Source organism: Pseudoxanthomonas beigongshangi (assembly GCF_016820515.1).
GTDB classification, from domain to species: Bacteria; Pseudomonadota; Gammaproteobacteria; order Xanthomonadales; family Xanthomonadaceae; genus Pseudoxanthomonas_A; species Pseudoxanthomonas_A beigongshangi.
Genome location: NZ_JADHDV010000003.1, coordinates 221,524 through 240,196 on the forward strand (window position 1 = coordinate 221,524; position 18,673 = coordinate 240,196).

Below are 18,673 nucleotides of genomic sequence, written 5' to 3' on the forward strand. Positions count from 1 at the left end.
TGGCGCCCTGCGTGGGCGCTTCGCGGTCAAGCTGTCCGGCATACCGGCTGCAACCTGTAGGAGCGACGTGAGTCGCGAGCTCTTGGCGGAAACTCCAAGGGCTTCCCACTGCGTCGCCTTCGAAGCTTACGTCGCTCCCACAAGGGAGGAGATGGCGCGTCGGTCGTATCCTGGCGCCCTGCGTGGGCGCTTCGCGGTCAAGCTGTCCGGCATACCGGCTGCAACCTGTAGGAGCGACGTGAGTCGCGAGCTCTTGGCGGAAACTCCGAGGACCTCCAACTGGGTCGCCTTCGCGACTCACATCGCTCCCACAAGGGAGGAGATGGCGCGTCGGTCGTATCCTGGCGTCCTGCGTGGGCGCTTCGCGGTCAAGCTGTCCGGCATATCGGCTGCAACCTGTAGGAGCGACGTGAGTCGCGAGCTTTTGATCGAAATCCAGAAGGCTTCCAACCGGGTCGCCGTCGCGACTCACGTCGCTCCTACAAGGGAGGTGACGGCGCATCAGTGGCGTCCGTACTTGTCGTCCAGGCGCTTGTTGAGCGCCTTGACCTGCACGCGGGCTTCGGCCTTCTGCGCCAGCCGGGTGGCCAGCTTGCCGGCCGCGCTGGCGACTTCGTCGCGTAGTTTCAGGTAATTGAGGAAGCGTTCCTCGTCCAGCTCGCCGCGCTCGATCGCCGCGCGTACCGCGCAACCGGGTTCACGCTGGTGCGAACAATCGCGGAAGCGGCATTGTTCGGCCAATGCCTCGATGTCGGCGAAGCCCCCTTCGACCAGATCCTCTTCGCCGGTCGGCTTGAGTTCGCGCATGCCGGGGGTGTCAATCAGGCAGGCGCCGGACGGCAGTGGCATCAGCGCGCGATGGGTGGTGGTATGGCGACCACGCGAATCGCTCTCGCGGACCTCGCCGGTCTTCATCCGGTCGTCGCCCAGCAGGGTGTTGGTGAGGGTGGACTTGCCCGCGCCCGAGGAACCGACCAGCACCACCGTATGACCCGGCTGCAACCAGGGCGCCAGTACCGCCACGCCGTCGGGATCCTTGGCGTTGAGCGCGAACACCGGCACGCCCTGCGCGGTCACGTCGGCCAGCGCTTCGATGGCATCGCTCGCGTGTTCATGGCGGTCGGCCTTGGTCAGCACCACCACCGGCTGCGCCCCGCCGCTGCCGACCAGCAGCAGATAGCGCTCGATCCGGCGCGGATTGAAGTCCGCGTCCAGGCCCGAAACGATGAAGACGGCATCCACGTTGGCGGCGATGACCTGCTGCTGGTAGTGCTCGCCGGCCGCGCCGCGCTTGATGCCGGTGTGCCGCGGAAGCAGGGCGACGATGCGCTTGCCTTCCAGCAGCACCCAGTCGCCAACCGCCGGACGCTCGTGGGCGGGAGACCCGTCCTTGCGGAAGCCGGGGCGGCGCTGCCATTCGGGCAGGGATTCGGCCTTGATGGCGGTGTCCGGGCCGTCGGCCACGACATACCCCGAGCGGTGCTGCTCGGTCACCCTGGCAGGCCGCGCCGCCGGGTGGGCCGCCAGCAGGGCCGCCCAGGCAGGGTCCTCCGGTTCGCCAGGCCAGGGCCAGCCGATGGCGCGCAGAGAGGCGAGGTCGAGGGGGGCGTGTGCGGGATTTGCGGGCATGGCGGGATTCTAGACGCCTGTTAAACCGGGCGGCGCGCGGCTGCATAAATTTCCGTTAAGCTGGCCGTCCAACTCCCCAAAACCATTGCCATGTCTGCCCCGTCCCCCTTCCAGCTGCCCGTGCGCGAGCGCCTCTCCGAAGTCCGTTACGAAATCCGTGGCGAGCTGGCTCGGCGAGCTCGCGAGCTGGAGGCCCAGGGACGCAAGCTGATCAAGCTGAACATCGGCAACCCCGGCGCCTTCGGTTTCCGTGCCCCGGCGCATCTGCAGAAGTCGATCGTGGGTGATATCGACCACACCGACCCCTATACCCACCAGCAGGGCCTGCCGGCCGCGCGCGAAGCGGTCGCCGCCGCCTATGCCCGGCGCGGCACCCCGCATGCCAGCGCGGATCGCGTGTTCATGGGCAACGGCGTCAGCGAGCTGATCGACGTGTCGCTGCGCGCGCTGCTCAACCCCGGCGATGAAGTGCTGGTGCCGTCGCCCGACTACCCGCTGTGGTCGGCCGCCACCATCCTCAACGACGGCCGCCCGGTCTATTACCGCTGCACGCCGGAAAACGACTTCCTGCCGGATCCCGGCGAAATCGAACAGCTGATCTCCTCGCGTACCAAGGCGATCGTGCTGATCAACCCGAACAACCCGACCGGCGCCATCTATCCGCGCGAACTGCTGGAGCGGATCGTCACCATCGCGACCAAGCACAAGCTGCTGCTGATGGTCGATGAAATCTACGACCAGGTGCTGTACGACGGCGCGCGGTTCGAGCCGGTCGCGCCGCTGGCCGGCGATCATCCCTGCATCACCTTCAGCGGCCTGAGCAAGGTCCACCGCGCCTGCGGCTGGCGGGTCGGCTGGGCGGTGGTGTCCGGCAGCATCGAGCGGGTGCGCGAGTACCTGCAGGCGATGGACCTGCTGAGCGCGCTGCGCCTGTGCGCCAACGTGCCCGGCCAGTACGCGGTGGAAGCCGCGGTCAACGGCCCGGACACCATCACCGAACTCTGTTCGCCGGGCGGACGCCTGTACGAGACCCGCCGCGCGATCATCGAGGCCTGCGACGCCAGCGAGCACCTGGAACTGGTGCGTCCGGACGCGGCGCTGTACGCGTTCCCGGCGGTGGTCGGCGACGCCGCCAAGGGCTTCGACGATCACGCCTTCGCCCTGGACCTGCTGGAAACCGAAGGCGTGCTGGTGGTGCCCGGTTCGAGCTTCAACGTGCCCTACCGCAACCACTTCCGGGTGACCTTCCTGCCCGAGGCGGCGGTCATGCGCGAAGTCTTCGTCCGCATCGGCCGCGCCCTGGATCGCCGCGCCGAGGCCGCCACCAAGGTGGTGCCAATCAAGGGACGTTCGCGCCCCGCCGCGGCCTGAGCCGGGGCGCCCGTGGTTTCCCGCCTCCCCTGGCGGTGAAACCAGAAACCCCTGCCTCAGTTGTGGGAGCGACGTGAGTCGCGAGCTTTTCACGGAAATTCCGAAAGGCGTCCAGCTTGGTCGCCTTCGCGACTGACGTCGCTCCCACAAGGAAAGGGATGGCGCATCGGTGGCATCCCTGCTTCCTGCTCGAACACTTCGCGGGCCAGCGGCCCCATGCGCCAGCTGCAACCTGTGGGAGCGACGTCAGTCGCGACGCCTTCCCCGCCCCCACGCCATCGGGTTGGTCAGACGGCCTTTGAACCGGCGGCCATCCGGCGCAGAATGCGCGCATGACCACCGCCGCCACTCCACACACCACCGCCCTGCTGCCCGAATTGAGCTACCTGGCGCTCGGCGACTCCTACACCATCGGTGAATCGGTGCCCGAAAACGGGCGCTGGCCGGTGCAGCTCGCGCAGGCGCTGCGCAACGAAAGCATTCCGCTGGCGGACCCGCGCATCATCGCGACCACCGGCTGGAGCACCGACGAACTGGACGCGGCGATCACCGCGCAGGAGCCGCTGGGCACGCATGATTTCGTGAGCCTGCTGATCGGGGTCAACAACCAGTACCGCGGTCGTGACGTCGAGGAATACCGCGTGCAGTTCGCGGCGCTGCTGTGGCGCGCGATCGGTTTCGCCGGCAACCGGCCGGAACGGGTGCTGGTGCTGTCGATTCCCGATTGGGGCGTGACCCCCTTCGCGGTGAAGGAAGGCCGCGACACCGCCCGCATCGCCAGCGAACTGGATGCCTACAACGAGGCCGCAAGGCTGGCCTGCACGCAACGCGGCGTGGCCTTCGTCGATATCACCGCGGCCAGCCGCGCGCGCGGCGCCGAAGCCGCGATGCTGGCCGACGACGGCCTGCATCCGTCCGCGGCCATGTACGCCGAATGGACCCGGCTGGCCCTGCCGGTGGCGCATCGCCTGCTCGCCCACGCCTGATCCCTTCGCGTAGAGCCGAGCTTGCTCGGCTGCCTTGCTCGGCTGTGCCCGGGACGCAGGGCCTTCGGCGGGATTCAGCCGAGCAAGCTCGGCTCTACACGGGAGGGTGTTCCGACGGCACCACGGTGGCATAGCCTTCCCGCGCCAGCCATTCCAGCAGGCGCGCGAGAATCTCGACGTTGTGCCCGTGCGCGGCGCCTTCGTGCAGCAGCACGATCGCGCCGGGCGCGATGTCGCGCGTCAGTCGCGCCAGCACCTGATCAGGATCGCAATCCACGCCGTCGAACCCGCGCGCGCTCCAGGCGACGCGAGCCAATCGATGGCGCTTGAGCGACATCCCGACGAAGGGATTGGTCATCCCCACCACCGAGCGGAACCAGCGCGGCGTCTGACCGGACACCACCGTCAGCAGCGACTGGTTGCGGCCGATCTCGTCCTCCATCGCGGCCGGACCGAGCCGCCAGAAACGGGTGTCCGGATGGCTGGCGCTGTGGTTGCCGATGCCGTGTCCGCGGCGGAGGATGTCCCGCACCTGTTCCGGCTGCGCCAGCGCCCGCTCGCCAACCAGGAAGAACGTGGCCCGGGCACCATGGCGTTCCAGCAGATCCAGCATCGGCGCGGTGTCCGCGGACGGCCCGTCGTCGATGGTCAGCCAGACCTCGCGCCGCGTCGTCGGCAGGCGGGACAGCGCCGGGCACAGCAGGGTCGCGCGGGGGTACAGGGTCGCCCAGACCACGGTCAGGTGGGTCAGCAGCATCGCCGGCAGGCCGACCCGCCATCCCCAGCGCCACCACACCGCCGCGACCGCCACTTGCGACAACGCCAACAGGCCCAATATCAAGCCGGGCCGGCGCGGGACGCGATGCAGTGTTCTTGCGCGGGTCATGCCCCATGATGCCATGGGGCGTAAAATTCCCTTTCCGCCTTCCGGTAGCCGTCCATGTCCCTCGACCCCGCCCTGCGCGCCCGTATCGAATCCCTCCTGCAGTCCAACCGCGTGGTGCTGTTCATGAAGGGCCAGCCCAACATGCCGCAGTGCGGTTTCTCCGCCAAGGCGGTCGGCGCGCTCGGCGCGCTGGGCGTGGACTACGCGCACGTCAACGTGCTGGCCGACCAGGAAATCCGCGAAGGCATCAAGGCCTATGGCGATTGGCCGACCATCCCGCAGCTGTACATCGACGGCGAGCTGGTCGGCGGCAGCGACATCATCGAGCAGATGACCAATTCCGGCGAACTGGCCGGCCTGCTCGGCCTGGACGCGCCGGACCGCACGCCGCCGGCGATCACCATCACCCCGGCCGCCGCCGAGATGCTGAAGAACGCGGTCGCCGACGCCGGCCCGGGTGCCACGCTGGCGCTGGCGATCAACGCCCAGTTCCAGCCCAACTTCCAGCTGGCGCAGTTCGACGCCAACGCCATCGCCGCCGAGTCCAACGGCGTGCGCGTGCAGTTCGATCTGGGCAGCGCGCGCCGCGCCGACGGCATCACCATCGACTGGGTCGACGACATCCGCGGCAAGGGCCTGGCCATCGACAACCCGAATGCACCCAAGCCGGTGCAGGCGCTGTCGCCGATGGAGGCCGATGCCAAGGTCCGCGCCGGCGAGGTACTGCTGGTGGACGTGCGTCCGGCCGACGAGCGCGCCATGGCCGCGGTCGCGGTGCCGTTCAAGACCTTCGACGGCAACGGCCGCGCGGATCTGGAAAACCTGCCGAAGGACACCGCGTTGGCATTCCTGTGCCGCAGCGGCGGCCGCAGTCAGCAGGCTGCCGAGGAGTTCCGCGCCCGCGGCTTCACCCGGGTCTACAACGTCACCGGCGGCATCAACGCCTGGGCCGATGAGGTCGACGGCACGATCAACAAGTACTGAGCAATCATCATCGAAAGAGGAAACGGCGCCGGAAGGCGCCGTTTTTTTGCCGTGCGCGTGGGGATTCGAGCCGGTCCGGACTTCCCGCGTTCTCCCTCCCCGCATGCGGGGAAGGTGGGGGCATTCGCCGTTGCGCATGCACGGCGGAACGACGTGCTCCGGATGCGGCCCCCACCCATCCTCCCCCGCAGGCGTGGGAGGGGAATGTTCTGGCTATCCCCGGTAACCAGAAAAACGGGCGACATCCTTCCCTCGCGTGCCGGGGAAGGTGCCCGAAGAGCTTGCCCCGTACTTGATACGGGGGCGGATGGGGGCAGGCCGGGGGCAAAGCCGCCGTCGTCCATGGAACCCGGCCACCCTACCCGCTGAAACCACCCTCGGCCAGATAGGCGAGTTCCTCGTTCGTGGAGCCGCGTCCCAGCGCCGGATTGCGGTGCGGGAAACGGCCGAAGCGGGCGATGATGTCGTAGTGCAGCTGCGCGTAGCGGATGTAGTTGGCATCGCCGGTGGCGTTGAACAGATCCAGCGAGCGCTGCTGATCGGCCAGCGCCTCGGAATGTTCGAACGGCATGTAGAAGAAGATCCTCAGTGCCGGATCCACGCTTCCATCGAAACCGGCATCGACCGCGCGCATCGCGTAGTGGCGCGCCAATCCGTCGGTCGCGTAGGAGTGCGCGCTGCCGCGAAAACAATTGCGCGGAAACTGATCCAGCAGCAGGACCAGCGCCAGCGCACCCTCGGCCTGGTCCATCCAGCCTTCCAGTTCGCGGCGCGCGGCGCGGAAGTGCAGTTCGCGGAACTCGTCGTGGAAGCGATCGTCGAAAGCTTCATCGCGGGCGAACCATTTTTCGTAGCCGGCATCGCGCCAGAACTCGATCACGCGGCGTGCGTCGCTCATCTCGGAATCTCCATTCGTGTCCGCCGGCAAGGCTAACCGCTGCGGCGGCGCAACGGCGCATCGGCCGCCGCACGCAGCGTTCCGTGGACGTGCCGCGGGATTCAGCCCGGCAGTGCGAGCGCCAGCAGCTGGTCGTCGTATTCGCGTCCGCCGACCTGGAACCGGCGCTCGCCGACCGGCACATAGCCGGCCTTGCGATAGAACGCGATCGCCGCGTGGTTGTGCGCGTACACGCCCAGCAGCAGGCGCGGCGCGCCCAGCGCGGTCGCCTCGTCGATGGCCGCGCGCATCAACGCCGCGCCGATGCCGTGGCCCTGGAAGCGGTGCAGCAGATAGATGCGCTTGACCTCGCGATCGCCGGGTTGCGGGTCCGACACCGGCAGGTTTGCCGGGGACAGCACCAGATAGCCCACCGGCGCGGCACCGGGCTCGAGTTCGGCCAGCCAGATCCGGAGTTCCGGATCCGCCAGCCAGCGCGCGTACAGCGCCGCCGCATGCTGATCCTGGCAATGGCGCAGGATGTCCGCGCCCTCCAGCACCCCGGCGAAGGTTTCCAGGAAGCTGGCCGCGCCCACCGCGGCCAACGCCTGCTCGTCGCCCGCGGCGGCGCGGCGGACGCGGATCACCGGCCGTTCCGTCGCCTGGCTCACTCGTCGAACCTCAGGTGCCGGACCGACTTGCCGTTGCGGCGGATCAGCTTGAGCGCCTCGATGCCGACGTTGATGTGGTTCTGCACGAACGCCGAGCTGACCTTGGCGTCGGAGGCCTCGGTCTTGACCCCTTCCGGAATCATCGGCTGGTCCGAGACCAGCAGCAGCGCGCCGCACGGAATTCGGTTGGCGAAGCCGGCGGCGAACACCGTCGCGGTCTCCATGTCGATCGCCATGCAGCGCATCACCCGCAGGCGTTCCTTGAACGCGTCGTCGTGTTCCCACACGCGGCGGTTGGTGGTGTAGACGGTGCCGGTCCAGTAATCGTGGCCCAGATCACGAATCATCGTCGAGACCGCGCGTTGCAGGGCGAACGCGGGCAGCGCCGGGACTTCCGGCGGCAGGTAGTCGTTGCTGGTGCCTTCGCCACGGATGGCCGCGATTGGCAGCACCAGATCACCCAGTTGGTTCTTCTTCTTCAGGCCGCCGCACTTGCCCAGGAACAGCACGGCCTTGGGCATGATCGCGGAGAGCAGATCCATCATCGTCGCCGCGTTCGGGCTGCCCATGCCGAAGTTGATCATGGTGATGCCGTCGACGGTGGCGCTGGCCATCGGCCGGTCCAGGCCGACGATGGGCGCGCCGGTCAGCTGCGAAAAGGTGTTGAGGTAGCCGCCGAAGTTGGTCAGCAGGATGTGTTCGCCGAACTGGTCCAGCGGCACCCCGGTGTAGCGCGGCAGCCAGTTGTCGACGATTTCGTTCTTGTCCTTCATGGGCATCCTCGTTCTCGTTGTTATCAGGCCATTCTCGCACGCACGGCCTCCCGCACTTGGCAAGCCGGCACGGGCCGGGTTAGGGTCCAGCCACCTTCCGGGGAATACACCATGCGACTGACCTTGATGGCCGGGTTCGGCCTGGCTTTGCTCTGCACCACGGCCCAGGCGGCGACGCCGGCCTCGCGCTTCATCCAGGATCCCTATCCCAGCACCTATCGCCCGCTCGGTTCGGCGCCGGTACTGATCGAACACGCCACCGTGCTGACCGGCACCGGCGAACGCCTGGACGATGCCGACGTGCTGGTGCAGGAAGGCCGCATCGCGGCGGTGGGGCGCGGCCTGCAGGCGCCGGAAGGCGCCACCCGCGTGGACGCGCGCGGCAAGTGGGTCACCCCCGGCATCATCGACGTGCATTCGCACCTGGGCGTCTACCCGAGTCCCGGCGCGCGCGCGCACCAGGACGGCAACGAGATGACCGGTTCGGTCACCGCCAACGTCTGGGCCGAGCATTCGGTGTGGCCGCAGGATCCCGCTTTCCACACCGCGCTGGCCGGCGGCGTCACCACCCTGCAGGTGCTGCCCGGTTCGGCCAACCTGGTCGGTGGGCGCGGCGTGACCCTGAAGAACGTTTCCGCCACCACCTACCAGGGCATGAAGTTCCCGGGCGCGCCGTGGGGACTGAAGATGGCCTGCGGCGAAAATCCCAAGCGCGTGTACGGCGGCAAGGGCGTGCCGCCGATGACCCGGATGGGCAACGTGGCCGGCTACCGCGCCGCCTTCATCGATGCGGCCGAATACCTGAAAAAGAACGCGCCGAAGGAGTCGGAACCGAAGAAGAAGCGCTGGTGGCAGCGCGGCTCCGGTGACGGCCAGGACAGCAGCGGCGACAGCGGCGGCAAGCGCGATCTGAAGCTGGACACCCTGGCCGGCGCGATCCACGGCGACATCCTGGTGCACATCCACTGCTACCGCGCCGACGAGATGGCCACCATGCTCGACCTGGCCAAGGAGTTCGGCTTCAAGGTCGCCGCGTTCCACCACGGCGTGGAAGCCTACAAGCTGGCCGACCGGCTGGCCGCCGAAGGCGTCTGCGGCGCCCTGTGGGCCGACTGGTGGGGCTTCAAGATGGAAGCCTTCGACGGCATCCAGGAAAACATCGCATTGGTCGATCGTCCCGCCAACAGCTGCGCGATCGTGCATTCGGATTCCGACGAGGGCATCCAGCGCCTCAACCAGGAGGCGGCCAAGGTGATCGCCAGCGCGCGCCGCGCCGGCATGGGCGAGATCGCGCCCGAACACGCGATCCGCTGGCTCACCGCCAATCCGGCCAAGGCGCTGGGCGTGGCCGCGCAGACCGGCACCCTGGAGGCGGGCAAGATGGGCGACGTGGTGATCTGGAACCAGAACCCCTTCAGCGTGTACGCGCAGGCCGAACAGGTCTACATCGACGGCGCGCGCGTGTACGACCGCCACGACCGGAGCCGCCAACCCGTCTCGGACTTCCTGCTCGGCCAGGAGGTGTCGCGATGAGCCGCCACCTGCTGGGTCGCCTGTGCCTGCTGGCCGCCGCCGTCGCGGCCACGCCCGCTTTCGCGCAGGACGTCCTGATTCGCAACGCCACCGTGCACACCGCCACCGCGCAGGGCACGCTCAAGCATGCCGACGTGCTGATCCGCAACGGCGTGATCCAGTCCGTCGGCACCGGCCTGCCCGCGCCCGCGGGCGTGGACGTGGTCGACGCGGCGGGCAAGCCGCTGACGCCGGCATTGTTCGCCGGTATCACCGAGATCGGCGTGGAGGAGGTCTCCGGCGAACAGGCCACCGACGACAGTTCGGTCTCGCTGGGCAACCTGCAGCCGATGCGGCCGGAGTTCGACGTCACCCTCGCCTACAACCCGGCCTCGGTGCTGGTGCCGGTGGCGCGCGTGGAAGGATTGGGCTTCACCCTGCTCGGCGCCGGCACCGGCGCGTCCTTCATCGCCGGCCAGGGTGGCGTCGTGCGACTGGATGGCAGCGCCGATCCGATCGGCCCGCGTGCGCTGTTCGTCCGCCTCGGCGGCGGCGCGTCCGGCCTGAGCGGCAACTCGCGCGCGGCGCAGTGGATGCTGCTGGACCAGCTGGTCGCCGAAGCCCGTGGCCGCATTCCGGCCGATTCACCGCACGCCCTGCTCACGCCGGCCGGCCGCGCCACGCTGGCGAAATACCTGGCCGGCAACGGCCGGCTGGTGATCGGCGTCAACCGCGCCGCCGACATCCGCCAGTTGCTGCGCTGGTCGAAGAAAGAGAACGTCCGCATCGCGATCAGCGGTGGCGCCGAAGCGTGGAAGCTGGCGCCGGAACTGGCGCAGGCGCGGGTACCGGTGTTCATCGACGGACTGGCCGCGCTGCCGTCGGACTTCGATCAGATCGGCGCGACCCTGGAGAACGCGAAGCGGCTGGACGCGGCCGGCGTCAGCGTCGGCTTCACCCAGTCCGGCGACGCCTCGCACAACGCGCGCAAGATCCGCCAGCACGCCGGCAACGCGGTCGCCAACGGACTGCCGTGGGAACAGGGCCTGGCGGGACTGACCCGGGTACCGGCACAGGCACTGGGCGTGGACGATCGACTGGGCAGCATCGCGCCGGGCAAGCTGGCCGATCTGGTGTTGTGGAGCGGGGATCCGCTGGACGTGATCAATACCGCCGAGCAGATCTGGCTGGGCGGCAAGGCCATGCCGATGCGTTCGCGCCAGACCGAACTGCGGGATCGCTATCTGCGCGACAGCGGCGCCCTGCCGCGCGCCTACAGCCGCTGAGGAAAGACAATCCAGCCGGCGCCAGCCGGCCGGGCCATGCGCGGCGCGGGCATCGCCCACCCCGGCACGCCTGTCCAGACACCCATGACGCGCCTACACTGGCGCGTCATCCGGCCTCGGGGAGCGGCAAATGGAGCACATCAATTTCCTGGCGGTGCTGGCCGCCGCGGCGTCGGCTTTCCTGCTGGGAGGCCTCTGGTACGGCCCGCTGTTCAAGCAGGCGTGGTGCCGCGAGGCCGGCGTGGATCCGGACGCCTCCAACGGCCATCCGGCACGCATTTTCGGTGGCGCCTTCGTGCTGAGCCTGATCGCGGCGGCCGTGTTCGCCTGGTTCCTGGGTCCGCGCCCCGCGCTGGGCGTCGCCGTCTGCACCGGCGCGGTCACCGGAGTGGGCTGGGTCGCCGCCAGCTTCGGCATCAACTACCTGTTCGCCGGCCGCTCGCTGAAGCTGTGGCTGATCGACGGCGGCTACCACACCCTGCAGTTCACCCTGTACGGGTTGATCCTGGGTCTCTGGCACTAAGGAACCGAGGCGCGGAGCCAGCGAGCGCGATCAGCCTTCGTTGTCGGCCGCCCAGCGCGAGCTCGCCGCGACGCCGGCGGCGGGATCGTCTCCGGCCACCACCTGGTTGCCGCCGGCGCGCTTGGCGCGATACATCGCTTCGTCGGCGCGCTTGATCAGGCTGGCGACGGTGTCCTCGGCGGTGCATTCGGTCACCCCGACACTGACGGTCAGGCCAACCTCGATTTCGTCCACCACCCGGCAATGCCGCGCGATCTTGGCGCGCACGCGCTCGGCGAGCGTCGCGGCCGCGCGACCATCCACGCCGGTCAGCACCAGCACGAATTCCTCGCCGCCCAGCCGCCCCAACTGATCGCCGTACTGGAACTCCTCGCTGATCACCCGGGTCACCGCGCGCAGGCAGTGATCGCCGAAGGCGTGTCCATGGCGATCGTTGATCTGCTTGAACACATCCAGGTCGATGAACAGCAGCGACAGCGGAATGTGTTCGCGGCGGCGTTCCAGGATGGCCCAGTCCAGCCGGTATTCGATGCCGCCACGGTTGAGCACGCCGGTCAGCGCATCGCGCTCGGCGTGCTCCTTGGCCGTATCGCGTTCCTGGCGGAACGTCAGCATGCGATCGGCCAGGCCCAGCGCCATCACCACCGAGGCGTAGCCCAGGACGAAGGGATAGCCGTAATCCAGCCAATCCTGTACCGGCATGCCAAGGCTGATCCGCACCGCGCGCCAGATGCCGAAGACCATCAGCGGCACCCACGCGGCCAGGAAGTAGGCGGCATGGCGGCTGCCGTTGCGCCCGGCCAGCGCCAGGCTGAGGATGCTGAGGGCGTGGGTCAGCAGGAACAGGCCATTGCCGAGATCGGGAAACCAGTCCTTCCGCGCCGGCCAGGGCAGCAGCAGGAACAGCAACGCCAGCACCGGCAGGCGGATGCCGGTCCAGCGCATCCACGACGTCAATCGCGGCGTGTGCCTGCGCAGATCGGCGTATTCGATCATCAGGGCGGTGGTCAGCATCGTCGCCAGGGTGGCGATGTACCAGATGCCCGGCGCGCCGAAATGCCAGAGCACCCGCAGGCCCGGCAGGGCATACGCTTCGCCGTAGGAACACAGGACATACAGCATCTGCGCGAGCATGGCACCGGCATAGAGCAGGTAGACCCGCTCGCGCAGCACCAGCCAGAACAGCAGCACGGTCAACGACACGCCCAGCGTCACGCCCATCGCCATCATCAGCATGCGGGTGTGCTGGAGGTCGGACGCGGCGTGTTCGGCGCGCGACTCCACCTTGACGTGCAACGGGTAGCGCGCGTCCTCCACCTTCACGTAGACCGGCGCGTCGCCGGCCAGCGGAAACACCAGCGCATGGCGGGAATAGCGCGGATCCAGATCCGGGTCGAACAGGCGATGGCTGACCGGCGCGACACCGGGCCCGGTCAGGACGGTGACCCGCGCGCTGTACGGGTGGTACACCACCAGCAATGGCGATTCGATGCCGCCCTGCGGTTGCAGCCGCCACTCGCCGTTGCCCAGCACGTGCGGGCCGGGCGTGGTCGGGTTGGCTTCATCGGCCAGCGCTTGCTCGAAGCGGCGTTCGGAAAACAGGCCCGCGGTCTGGTCGGCCTGTTGCGTGGCGACGACGGGCAGGATGGGATCAACGCGCGCGATGCCGCCTTCCTGCGCCACCGCCGGCTGCGTCAGCGCCGTCCCCAGCAGAATCCACACCCACCCCAGTTTCATGCCGCTCCCTGTCCTGCGGGCGGAAGTGTGGACATGGGCCCCCCGTGCCACAAGGGGAAAGACGGTTATTTTGTGATGATAGTCACACTAATATTTAGTCATGAGTCTCTGATGAGACCTGTCTGTAATCTCGTTTCTAGTGTGACGACACCCGCCATATAGTGACCGCTCGCACAATCCCACTTCCGGGACGCGACGCGGCGGACCGCTTGCGCTAGCGTGCGATGGCTGACAATGCGATACCTGCCGGGAGGGGCAAAGATGCGCATCGGAATCGTCGTCGACTCCGCCTGTGATTTACCGCAGGATTTCCTGCGCGACAACAACATCATCCTGCTGCCGATCACCGTGCGCATCGGTGACGCCGTACTGACCGATCACCGCGACGAGGAAGCGACGCTCAGCTTCCTCCATGCGCACGTGGCCGAGCGCGGGCACGAGGCCGAGACGACGCCATTCTCCGTCGCCCAGATCCGGGATCTGTTCCTGGGCAAGCTGGTGATGGACTACGACCACGTGTTCTGCCTGACCATCACCCGCACGCGCAGCCCGATCCACGACAACGCGATGCAGGCCAGCTTTGCCATCCTCAACGATTACAAGCCGGTGCGGCAGGCGGCGGGTTTCAACTCTCCATTCGCGCTGCGGGTTATCGATACCCAGAACCTGTTCGCCGCGCAGGGCGTCACCGCGGTGGAAGCGGTGCGCATGCGCGCGGCCGGCGCCAGCGTGCAACAGATCCGGGTGCGCCTGGAGGAACTGGCCAACCACACCCACGGCTACATGATTCCCCGCGATCTGTATTACCTGCGGGCGCGGGCGCGGACCAAGGGCGATCGCAGCGTCGGCCTGCTCAGCGCCGCGCTGGGCAGCGCGCTGGACATCAAGCCGGTGCTGCATGGGCATGCCGGCAACACCGAGCCGGTCGCCAAGATCAAGGGATTCGACAACGCGGTCGAGCAGCTGTTCCGGTTTACCGGCCATCGGGTGATGGACGGCCTGATGACACCCACCGTGTGCCTGGGCTACGGCGGTGAACTGGCGGAGATGCGTTCCCTGCCCGGCTACCAGCGCCTGCGCGACATCTGCGCCAACCACAACGTCGAGGTGTTCGAGAGCGTCATGAGCCTGACCGGCATGGTCAACGTCGGCAAGGGTGCGATGGTGGTGGGGTTCGCCTCCGAACCGCACGTGTTCAAGCCGGCTTAAGCCTGCGTCGCCGTCATAACGGACAGCTAACGCTCGGGATCGCTAACCTTAGCCACCCAAGGACGAGAGGCTCGTATGGCCGTGCGTTATTACATCAGCCTGCCCGACCCCGACCGCGCCCGCGGTGGCGATCCGGCACTCAGTTTCACCGCTCACGGCGCCGACGAATTCGCGGCGCAATTGCAGTCGGCGCTGCAGAGCGATGGCCTGTTCCAGCGCTGGCGGCTGAAGCAGGACGACCCCGATGACGTCGATCCCGGACTGGGACTGACCGATCCCGGCGCCCGCGTTTCCGGCCAGCAGGACGATCTGCGGATCGTGCTGGTGGCGACCACCTCCATTCCCGGCCAGGTGCTGAAGCACCGCCTGCGCCTGCTGTCCGGCAGCGCCTGGGAACTGCGCGACGTCTCGGCCGCCTGACGGCGGCCGCTGTCGACTCCGGCGGGCCTCAGGCCCGCAATGCCGCCGCGTGGTGGGCGATGTGCTCGCCGATGAAGCTGGCGATGAAGTAGTAGCTGTGATCGTATCCCGGCCGCATCCGCAGCCTCAGCGGATACCCGGCCCGGTCGCAGGCGTCCCGCAGCAGTTGCGGCTTCAGCTGGCCATCCAGGAACTCGTCCGCCTCGCCCTGATCGATCAGCAGCGGCAGGCGTTCGCTGGCATGCCCGACCAGTTCGCTCGCATCCCAGCCTTTCCAGGCCTCGCGGTCCTCGCCCAGATAGGCGGTGAACGCCTTCTCGCCCCAGGGTGCGCGCGCCGGCGCGACGATCGGCGAGAACGCCGACACGCTGCGATACCGGCCCGGGTTCTTCAGCGCCACGATCAGCGCGCCGTGCCCGCCCATCGAGTGCCCGCTGATCCCGCGCGCGCCGGTCGCCGGAAAGTGCGCCTCGATCAGCGCCGGCAGCTCTTCCACGACGTAGTCGTACATGCGGTAGTGGGATGACCACGGCGACTGCGTGGCATTGAGGTAGAAACCCGCGCCCTTGCCCAGGTCATAGCCTTCCGCGTCGGCGACGTCATCGCCGCGCGGGCTGGTGTCCGGCGCCACCAGGATCACGCCATGTTCGGCGGCGTAGCGTTGCGCGCCGGCCTTGGTGATGAAGTTCTGCTCGGTGCAGGTCAGCCCGGACAGCCAGTACAGCACCGGCAGGCGCTGGGTCTTCGCCTGCGGCGGCAGGTACACGCCGACCCGCATGTCGCAGTCCAGCACCGTCGAGCGGTGGGCCCAGACTTCCTGCGAGCCGCCGAAGCAGGCGTGTTGTTCGATGCGTTGCATGTGTTCGCCTTTCCGGAATCAGTAATGGACCACCGAACGAATCGACTTGCCCTCGTGCATCAGGTCGAACGCTTCGTTGATGGCATCCAGTGCCATGGTGTGGGTGACGAACGGCGCCAGTTCGATGTCGCCCTTCATCGCGTCCTCGACCATGCCCGGCAACTGGCTGCGTCCCTTCACGCCGCCGAAGGCGGTGCCCATCCACTTGCGGCCGGTGACCAACTGGAACGGACGGGTGGAGATTTCCTGGCCGGCGCCGGCCACGCCGATGATCACCGACTGGCCCCAGCCGCGGTGCGCGCATTCCAGCGCGGCCCGCATCACGTTGACGTTGCCGATGCACTCGAAGCTGTGATCGACGCCCCAACCGGTCATCTCGACGATCACCTGCTGGATCGGTTTGTCGAAGTCCTTCGGGTTGACGCAGTCGGTGGCGCCGAATTCACGCGCCAGCTCGAACTTGGACGGGTTGGTGTCGATCGCGATGATGCGCCCGGCCTTGGCCTGGCGGGCACCCTGGATCACGGCCAGGCCGATGCCGCCGAGTCCGAACACCGCGACCGAGTCGCCGGGCTGCACCTTGGCCGTGTTGTGCACCGCGCCGATCCCGGTGGTCACGCCGCAGCCGAGCAGGCAGACATGTTCCGGGTTGGCCTCCGGATTGATCTTCGCCAGCGAGACCTCCGCCACCACGGTGTACTCGCTGAAGGTCGAGCAGCCCATGTAGTGGTAGATCGGTTCGCCGTTGTAGCTGAAGCGGCTGGTGCCGTCGGGCATCACGCCCTTGCCCTGGGTGGCGCGCACCGATACGCACAGGTTGGTCTTGCCGCTCTTGCAGAACAGGCACTCGCCGCATTCGGCGGTGTACAGCGGAATCACGTGGTCGCCCGGCTTGACGCTGGTCACTCCCTCGCCCACTTCCACCACGATGCCGGCGCCTTCATGGCCGAGCACCACCGGGAACAACCCTTCCGGATCATCGCCGGACAGGGTGAACGCATCGGTGTGGCAGACGCCGGTGTGGGTGATCTTGATCAGCACCTCGCCCTTCCGCGGCGGGGCGACGTCGATCTCGACGATTTCCAGTGGCTTGCCGGGAGCGAAGGCGACGGCGGCACGGCTTTTCATGGGGATTCTCCTGCGTATTCCTGGGATGACGGCACGACGGTGCGGACGAGGACACGAATCCGTGCCATCGTCCGGTGGGTTCATTTCAGATAGGAGCGCACCAGCCCGGCCATTTCACGGACCCGGGCCTGGCGCTGCGCGTCGGACTGGGCCGGCTGGCCGAACTCCTCGCGGATGTGGGCTTCCATCACCTCCGACATCAGCCCGTTGACCGCGCCACGGATCGCCGCGATCTGCTGCAACACCGCACCGCACTCGGTACCGGCCTCCAGCGCGCGTTCCAGCGCCTCGGCCTGGCCGCGGATGCGCCGCACCCGGGTCAGTACCCGCTTCTTCTCGACCTCGGTGTGGGGCATGGCCGCCTCCTATCCAATACTGGGGTATGGTATCTGAGCGACTGCCCGGATTGAAGGGCTTGATGACCGCTCCATGGCTTCCCGCAGATCAAAGGAGCACGAATCGGGATCGATTGGTGGAGACCGGCACCCGCTTGCAGCATTCCCATGACGATCGCCCCTCGCGCGGTCCGACACGCCATGCTTGTCTATAGTGGCGTTGGTTCCGAATGCCCTCCTGCCCGCGAAGATGGCGTCACCCCTACTCCCCCCACTCGGCGTGATGACCGCTGGCCTGTGCCTGCTGCTGGCGCTGTTCCTGTGGGTGACGCCGGGGCCGTTGAAGTCCGCCAACCGTTTCCTCGGTGGCTTCCTGCTGCTGACCGGGTTGGACGTGATCGGCTGGGCCTCGACGCTGCTGCCTGTGTCGCTGCGCGAATTGATGATGTACCGCGCGCCACTGGCGTTCCTGCAGGATCCGCTGCTTTACGCCTACGTCGTCTCGCTGTGCTTTCCCGGGAGCAGGGTGCGTCCCTTCCTGTTGGCCGGCCTGGCGCTGGCGGGCACGATGATGCTCGCGCTGCTGTGGACCGGCGCCCTGTCCGATGGCAGGGCCGCAACGGTCTCGGTCGCACGCATCGGCAGCCTGCTCCTGCACGTGCAGTACTACGTCTACCTGGCGCTGATGGTGCGGGTGCTGCTGCGCTACCGCCGCGCCTATCGCGACACCTGCTCGAACCCGGACAGCGCGACCTTCGGCTGGCTCGCGACGCTGCTGGCAGTGTCCGCGTTCGCGAATTTCTTCGTGCTGCAGAAGACCCTGGCCTGGTGGAGCGGCGACATCGCGCTGTACCGGCTGCTGGATCCGGTGGTCGCCAGCTTCGCCACCGTGATCACCTGCGCCTTCACCCTGACCGCGCTGACCCGCCAGCACCTGTTCCTGGGGGTGCCGGCCGACACCGAATCCGCCGCCGATGCAGCGCCTGCGCCACCGGACCCGGCCGTGGCCGTGGTCGCGCCGCAATCCGCTTCCCTGACTGCGGTCGCGGAACCCGCGCCGGCCGTGTCCACCGACCCGGCGGCGCTGGCGCGGCTCGAAGCCTTCATGGCCGCGCAGGAACCATTCCTGGATCCCTCCCTGACCATCCGCTCGCTGGCCCGCCGCCTGGGCTGGGGCCAGCGCGAGCTGTCGCAACTGCTCAACCAGCAACTGGGCGTGCACTTCTTCGATTTCATCAACCGGCATCGGGTGGCCAAGGCCGCCGAGCTCCTGCGCGATCCGGCCCTGCGTGACCTGACTGTGCTGGACATCGCGCACCGCGCCGGCTTCAACACCAAGTCGTCCTTCAACACCGCATTCGCCCGCCATCAGGGCACCACGCCGACTGCGTACCGCCGGGAAGCCGATGCGACGGCGTCGCCGCCGCTGCGACCGACCCCATAGCGCATCGGTCGTCCGACTTCGCGAAGTCGGTCGATGCTGACGG

The 18,673-nt window shown here is 68.0% G+C and carries 18 protein-coding genes; 9 read left to right on the top strand and 9 right to left on the bottom strand.

Annotated elements, in window-relative coordinates:
* Positions 1 to 501: 501 nt before the first annotated feature.
* Positions 502 to 1,629 carry a ribosome small subunit-dependent GTPase A gene (gene rsgA, locus IQ458_RS03680; protein ID WP_203321946.1) on the bottom strand — a complete coding sequence of 376 codons (1,128 nt, stop codon included), beginning with the start codon at positions 1,627 to 1,629 and terminating at the stop codon, positions 502 to 504.
* Positions 1,630 to 1,719: 90 nt separating this feature from the next.
* Here rsgA and IQ458_RS03685 point away from each other — a divergent pair, with 90 nt between their 5' ends.
* Entirely contained in the window at positions 1,720 to 3,000 is a 1,281-nt protein-coding gene (locus IQ458_RS03685) for an aminotransferase class I/II-fold pyridoxal phosphate-dependent enzyme (RefSeq protein ID WP_183640554.1), read from the top strand.
* A gap of 332 nt (positions 3,001 to 3,332) precedes the next feature.
* Positions 3,333 to 3,986: an SGNH/GDSL hydrolase family protein gene (locus IQ458_RS03690; protein WP_192199033.1), complete on the top strand. Its 654-nt coding sequence runs from the start codon at positions 3,333 to 3,335 to the stop codon at positions 3,984 to 3,986.
* A gap of 94 nt (positions 3,987 to 4,080) precedes the next feature.
* Here IQ458_RS03690 and IQ458_RS03695 read toward each other — a convergent pair whose 3' ends face one another.
* Positions 4,081 to 4,872 (bottom strand): polysaccharide deacetylase family protein, encoded by a 792-nt coding sequence (locus IQ458_RS03695; RefSeq protein ID WP_183641383.1) that lies wholly within the window; start codon positions 4,870 to 4,872, stop codon positions 4,081 to 4,083.
* 54 nt (positions 4,873 to 4,926) lie between these two features.
* On the opposite strand from IQ458_RS03695, the gene grxD reads away from it, so the two are divergent.
* A complete protein-coding gene (grxD, locus tag IQ458_RS03700; protein WP_183640549.1) occupies positions 4,927 to 5,856 on the top strand; it encodes a Grx4 family monothiol glutaredoxin in 930 nt (309 codons plus the stop codon).
* 358 nt (positions 5,857 to 6,214) lie between these two features.
* Here grxD and IQ458_RS03705 read toward each other — a convergent pair whose 3' ends face one another.
* The 3 genes from IQ458_RS03705 to IQ458_RS03715 form a co-directional block, all read right to left on the bottom strand.
* Positions 6,215 to 6,754, bottom strand: coding sequence for a DUF924 family protein (locus IQ458_RS03705; RefSeq protein ID WP_203321947.1), 540 nt, complete (start codon positions 6,752 to 6,754; stop codon positions 6,215 to 6,217).
* A 101-nt stretch (positions 6,755 to 6,855) separates the two neighbouring features.
* Positions 6,856 to 7,404: a GNAT family N-acetyltransferase gene (locus IQ458_RS03710; protein ID WP_328805070.1), complete on the bottom strand. Its 549-nt coding sequence runs from the start codon at positions 7,402 to 7,404 to the stop codon at positions 6,856 to 6,858.
* Positions 7,401 to 8,177 (bottom strand): AMP nucleosidase, encoded by a 777-nt coding sequence (locus IQ458_RS03715; RefSeq protein ID WP_183640544.1) that lies wholly within the window; start codon positions 8,175 to 8,177, stop codon positions 7,401 to 7,403. The genes IQ458_RS03710 and IQ458_RS03715 overlap by 4 nt, the downstream gene beginning before the upstream one ends.
* Positions 8,178 to 8,288: 111 nt before the next feature.
* On the opposite strand from IQ458_RS03715, the gene IQ458_RS03720 reads away from it, so the two are divergent.
* From IQ458_RS03720 to IQ458_RS03730, 3 genes are all read left to right on the top strand, one after another.
* Positions 8,289 to 9,710 carry an amidohydrolase gene (locus IQ458_RS03720; RefSeq protein ID WP_203321948.1) on the top strand — a complete coding sequence of 474 codons (1,422 nt, stop codon included), beginning with the start codon at positions 8,289 to 8,291 and terminating at the stop codon, positions 9,708 to 9,710.
* A complete protein-coding gene (locus tag IQ458_RS03725) occupies positions 9,707 to 10,975 on the top strand; it encodes an amidohydrolase family protein (protein WP_192199029.1) in 1,269 nt (422 codons plus the stop codon). Before IQ458_RS03720 ends, IQ458_RS03725 begins: the two co-directional genes overlap by 4 nt.
* A 130-nt stretch (positions 10,976 to 11,105) precedes the next feature.
* Positions 11,106 to 11,498 carry a DUF1761 domain-containing protein gene (locus IQ458_RS03730; protein WP_183640537.1) on the top strand — a complete coding sequence of 131 codons (393 nt, stop codon included), beginning with the start codon at positions 11,106 to 11,108 and terminating at the stop codon, positions 11,496 to 11,498.
* A 30-nt stretch (positions 11,499 to 11,528) separates the two neighbouring features.
* Here the strand turns inward: IQ458_RS03730 and IQ458_RS03735 are convergent, their stop codons facing one another.
* Positions 11,529 to 13,235, bottom strand: a complete 1,707-nt coding sequence (locus IQ458_RS03735; protein ID WP_203321949.1) for a sensor domain-containing diguanylate cyclase — start codon at positions 13,233 to 13,235, stop codon at positions 11,529 to 11,531.
* 261 nt (positions 13,236 to 13,496) lie between these two features.
* Between IQ458_RS03735 and IQ458_RS03740 the strand changes: the two genes are divergently transcribed.
* Complete coding sequence (locus tag IQ458_RS03740) at positions 13,497 to 14,444, top strand: DegV family protein (protein ID WP_183640532.1); 948 nt, start codon at positions 13,497 to 13,499, stop codon at positions 14,442 to 14,444.
* Positions 14,445 to 14,519: 75 nt separating this feature from the next.
* Complete coding sequence (locus tag IQ458_RS03745) at positions 14,520 to 14,864, top strand: hypothetical protein (RefSeq protein ID WP_141454454.1); 345 nt, start codon at positions 14,520 to 14,522, stop codon at positions 14,862 to 14,864.
* A 28-nt stretch (positions 14,865 to 14,892) separates the two neighbouring features.
* Here IQ458_RS03745 and fghA read toward each other — a convergent pair whose 3' ends face one another.
* The 3 genes from fghA to IQ458_RS03760 all read right to left on the bottom strand — a co-directional run bounded on the left by fghA (position 14,893) and on the right by IQ458_RS03760 (position 17,207).
* On the bottom strand, positions 14,893 to 15,723 hold the full coding sequence (fghA, locus tag IQ458_RS03750; protein ID WP_183640529.1) for an S-formylglutathione hydrolase: 831 nt from the start codon (positions 15,721 to 15,723) through the stop codon (positions 14,893 to 14,895).
* Positions 15,724 to 15,741: 18 nt separating this feature from the next.
* Positions 15,742 to 16,851 (bottom strand): S-(hydroxymethyl)glutathione dehydrogenase/class III alcohol dehydrogenase, encoded by a 1,110-nt coding sequence (locus tag IQ458_RS03755; protein ID WP_192199025.1) that lies wholly within the window; start codon positions 16,849 to 16,851, stop codon positions 15,742 to 15,744.
* Positions 16,852 to 16,931: 80 nt separating this feature from the next.
* On the bottom strand, positions 16,932 to 17,207 hold the full coding sequence (locus IQ458_RS03760) for a metal/formaldehyde-sensitive transcriptional repressor (protein ID WP_203321950.1): 276 nt from the start codon (positions 17,205 to 17,207) through the stop codon (positions 16,932 to 16,934).
* A 262-nt stretch (positions 17,208 to 17,469) separates the two neighbouring features.
* On the opposite strand from IQ458_RS03760, the gene IQ458_RS03765 reads away from it, so the two are divergent.
* Positions 17,470 to 18,630, top strand: a complete 1,161-nt coding sequence (locus IQ458_RS03765) for a helix-turn-helix domain-containing protein (protein ID WP_203321951.1) — start codon at positions 17,470 to 17,472, stop codon at positions 18,628 to 18,630.
* Positions 18,631 to 18,673: the final 43 nt, after the last annotated feature.

What these genes read in the sequence shown, in the direction of transcription:
- IQ458_RS03695 (WP_183641383.1), bottom strand. Translation starts at nt 4,872, where the DNA reads ATGACCCGCGCAAGAACACTGCATCGCGTCCCGCGCCGGCCCGGCTTG.
- grxD (WP_183640549.1), top strand. Translation starts at nt 4,927, where the DNA reads ATGTCCCTCGACCCCGCCCTGCGCGCCCGTATCGAATCCCTCCTGCAG.
- IQ458_RS03720 (WP_203321948.1), top strand. Translation starts at nt 8,289, where the DNA reads ATGCGACTGACCTTGATGGCCGGGTTCGGCCTGGCTTTGCTCTGCACC.
- IQ458_RS03725 (WP_192199029.1), top strand. Translation starts at nt 9,707, where the DNA reads ATGAGCCGCCACCTGCTGGGTCGCCTGTGCCTGCTGGCCGCCGCCGTC.
- IQ458_RS03715 (WP_183640544.1), bottom strand. Translation starts at nt 8,177, where the DNA reads ATGAAGGACAAGAACGAAATCGTCGACAACTGGCTGCCGCGCTACACC.
- IQ458_RS03765 (WP_203321951.1), top strand. Translation starts at nt 17,470, where the DNA reads ATGACCGCTGGCCTGTGCCTGCTGCTGGCGCTGTTCCTGTGGGTGACG.
- fghA (WP_183640529.1), bottom strand. Translation starts at nt 15,723, where the DNA reads ATGCAACGCATCGAACAACACGCCTGCTTCGGCGGCTCGCAGGAAGTC.
- IQ458_RS03755 (WP_192199025.1), bottom strand. Translation starts at nt 16,851, where the DNA reads ATGAAAAGCCGTGCCGCCGTCGCCTTCGCTCCCGGCAAGCCACTGGAA.
- IQ458_RS03730 (WP_183640537.1), top strand. Translation starts at nt 11,106, where the DNA reads ATGGAGCACATCAATTTCCTGGCGGTGCTGGCCGCCGCGGCGTCGGCT.
- IQ458_RS03705 (WP_203321947.1), bottom strand. Translation starts at nt 6,754, where the DNA reads ATGAGCGACGCACGCCGCGTGATCGAGTTCTGGCGCGATGCCGGCTAC.
- rsgA (WP_203321946.1), bottom strand. Translation starts at nt 1,629, where the DNA reads ATGCCCGCAAATCCCGCACACGCCCCCCTCGACCTCGCCTCTCTGCGC.
- IQ458_RS03690 (WP_192199033.1), top strand. Translation starts at nt 3,333, where the DNA reads ATGACCACCGCCGCCACTCCACACACCACCGCCCTGCTGCCCGAATTG.
- IQ458_RS03735 (WP_203321949.1), bottom strand. Translation starts at nt 13,235, where the DNA reads ATGAAACTGGGGTGGGTGTGGATTCTGCTGGGGACGGCGCTGACGCAG.
- IQ458_RS03740 (WP_183640532.1), top strand. Translation starts at nt 13,497, where the DNA reads ATGCGCATCGGAATCGTCGTCGACTCCGCCTGTGATTTACCGCAGGAT.
- IQ458_RS03685 (WP_183640554.1), top strand. Translation starts at nt 1,720, where the DNA reads ATGTCTGCCCCGTCCCCCTTCCAGCTGCCCGTGCGCGAGCGCCTCTCC.
- IQ458_RS03745 (WP_141454454.1), top strand. Translation starts at nt 14,520, where the DNA reads ATGGCCGTGCGTTATTACATCAGCCTGCCCGACCCCGACCGCGCCCGC.
- IQ458_RS03760 (WP_203321950.1), bottom strand. Translation starts at nt 17,207, where the DNA reads ATGCCCCACACCGAGGTCGAGAAGAAGCGGGTACTGACCCGGGTGCGG.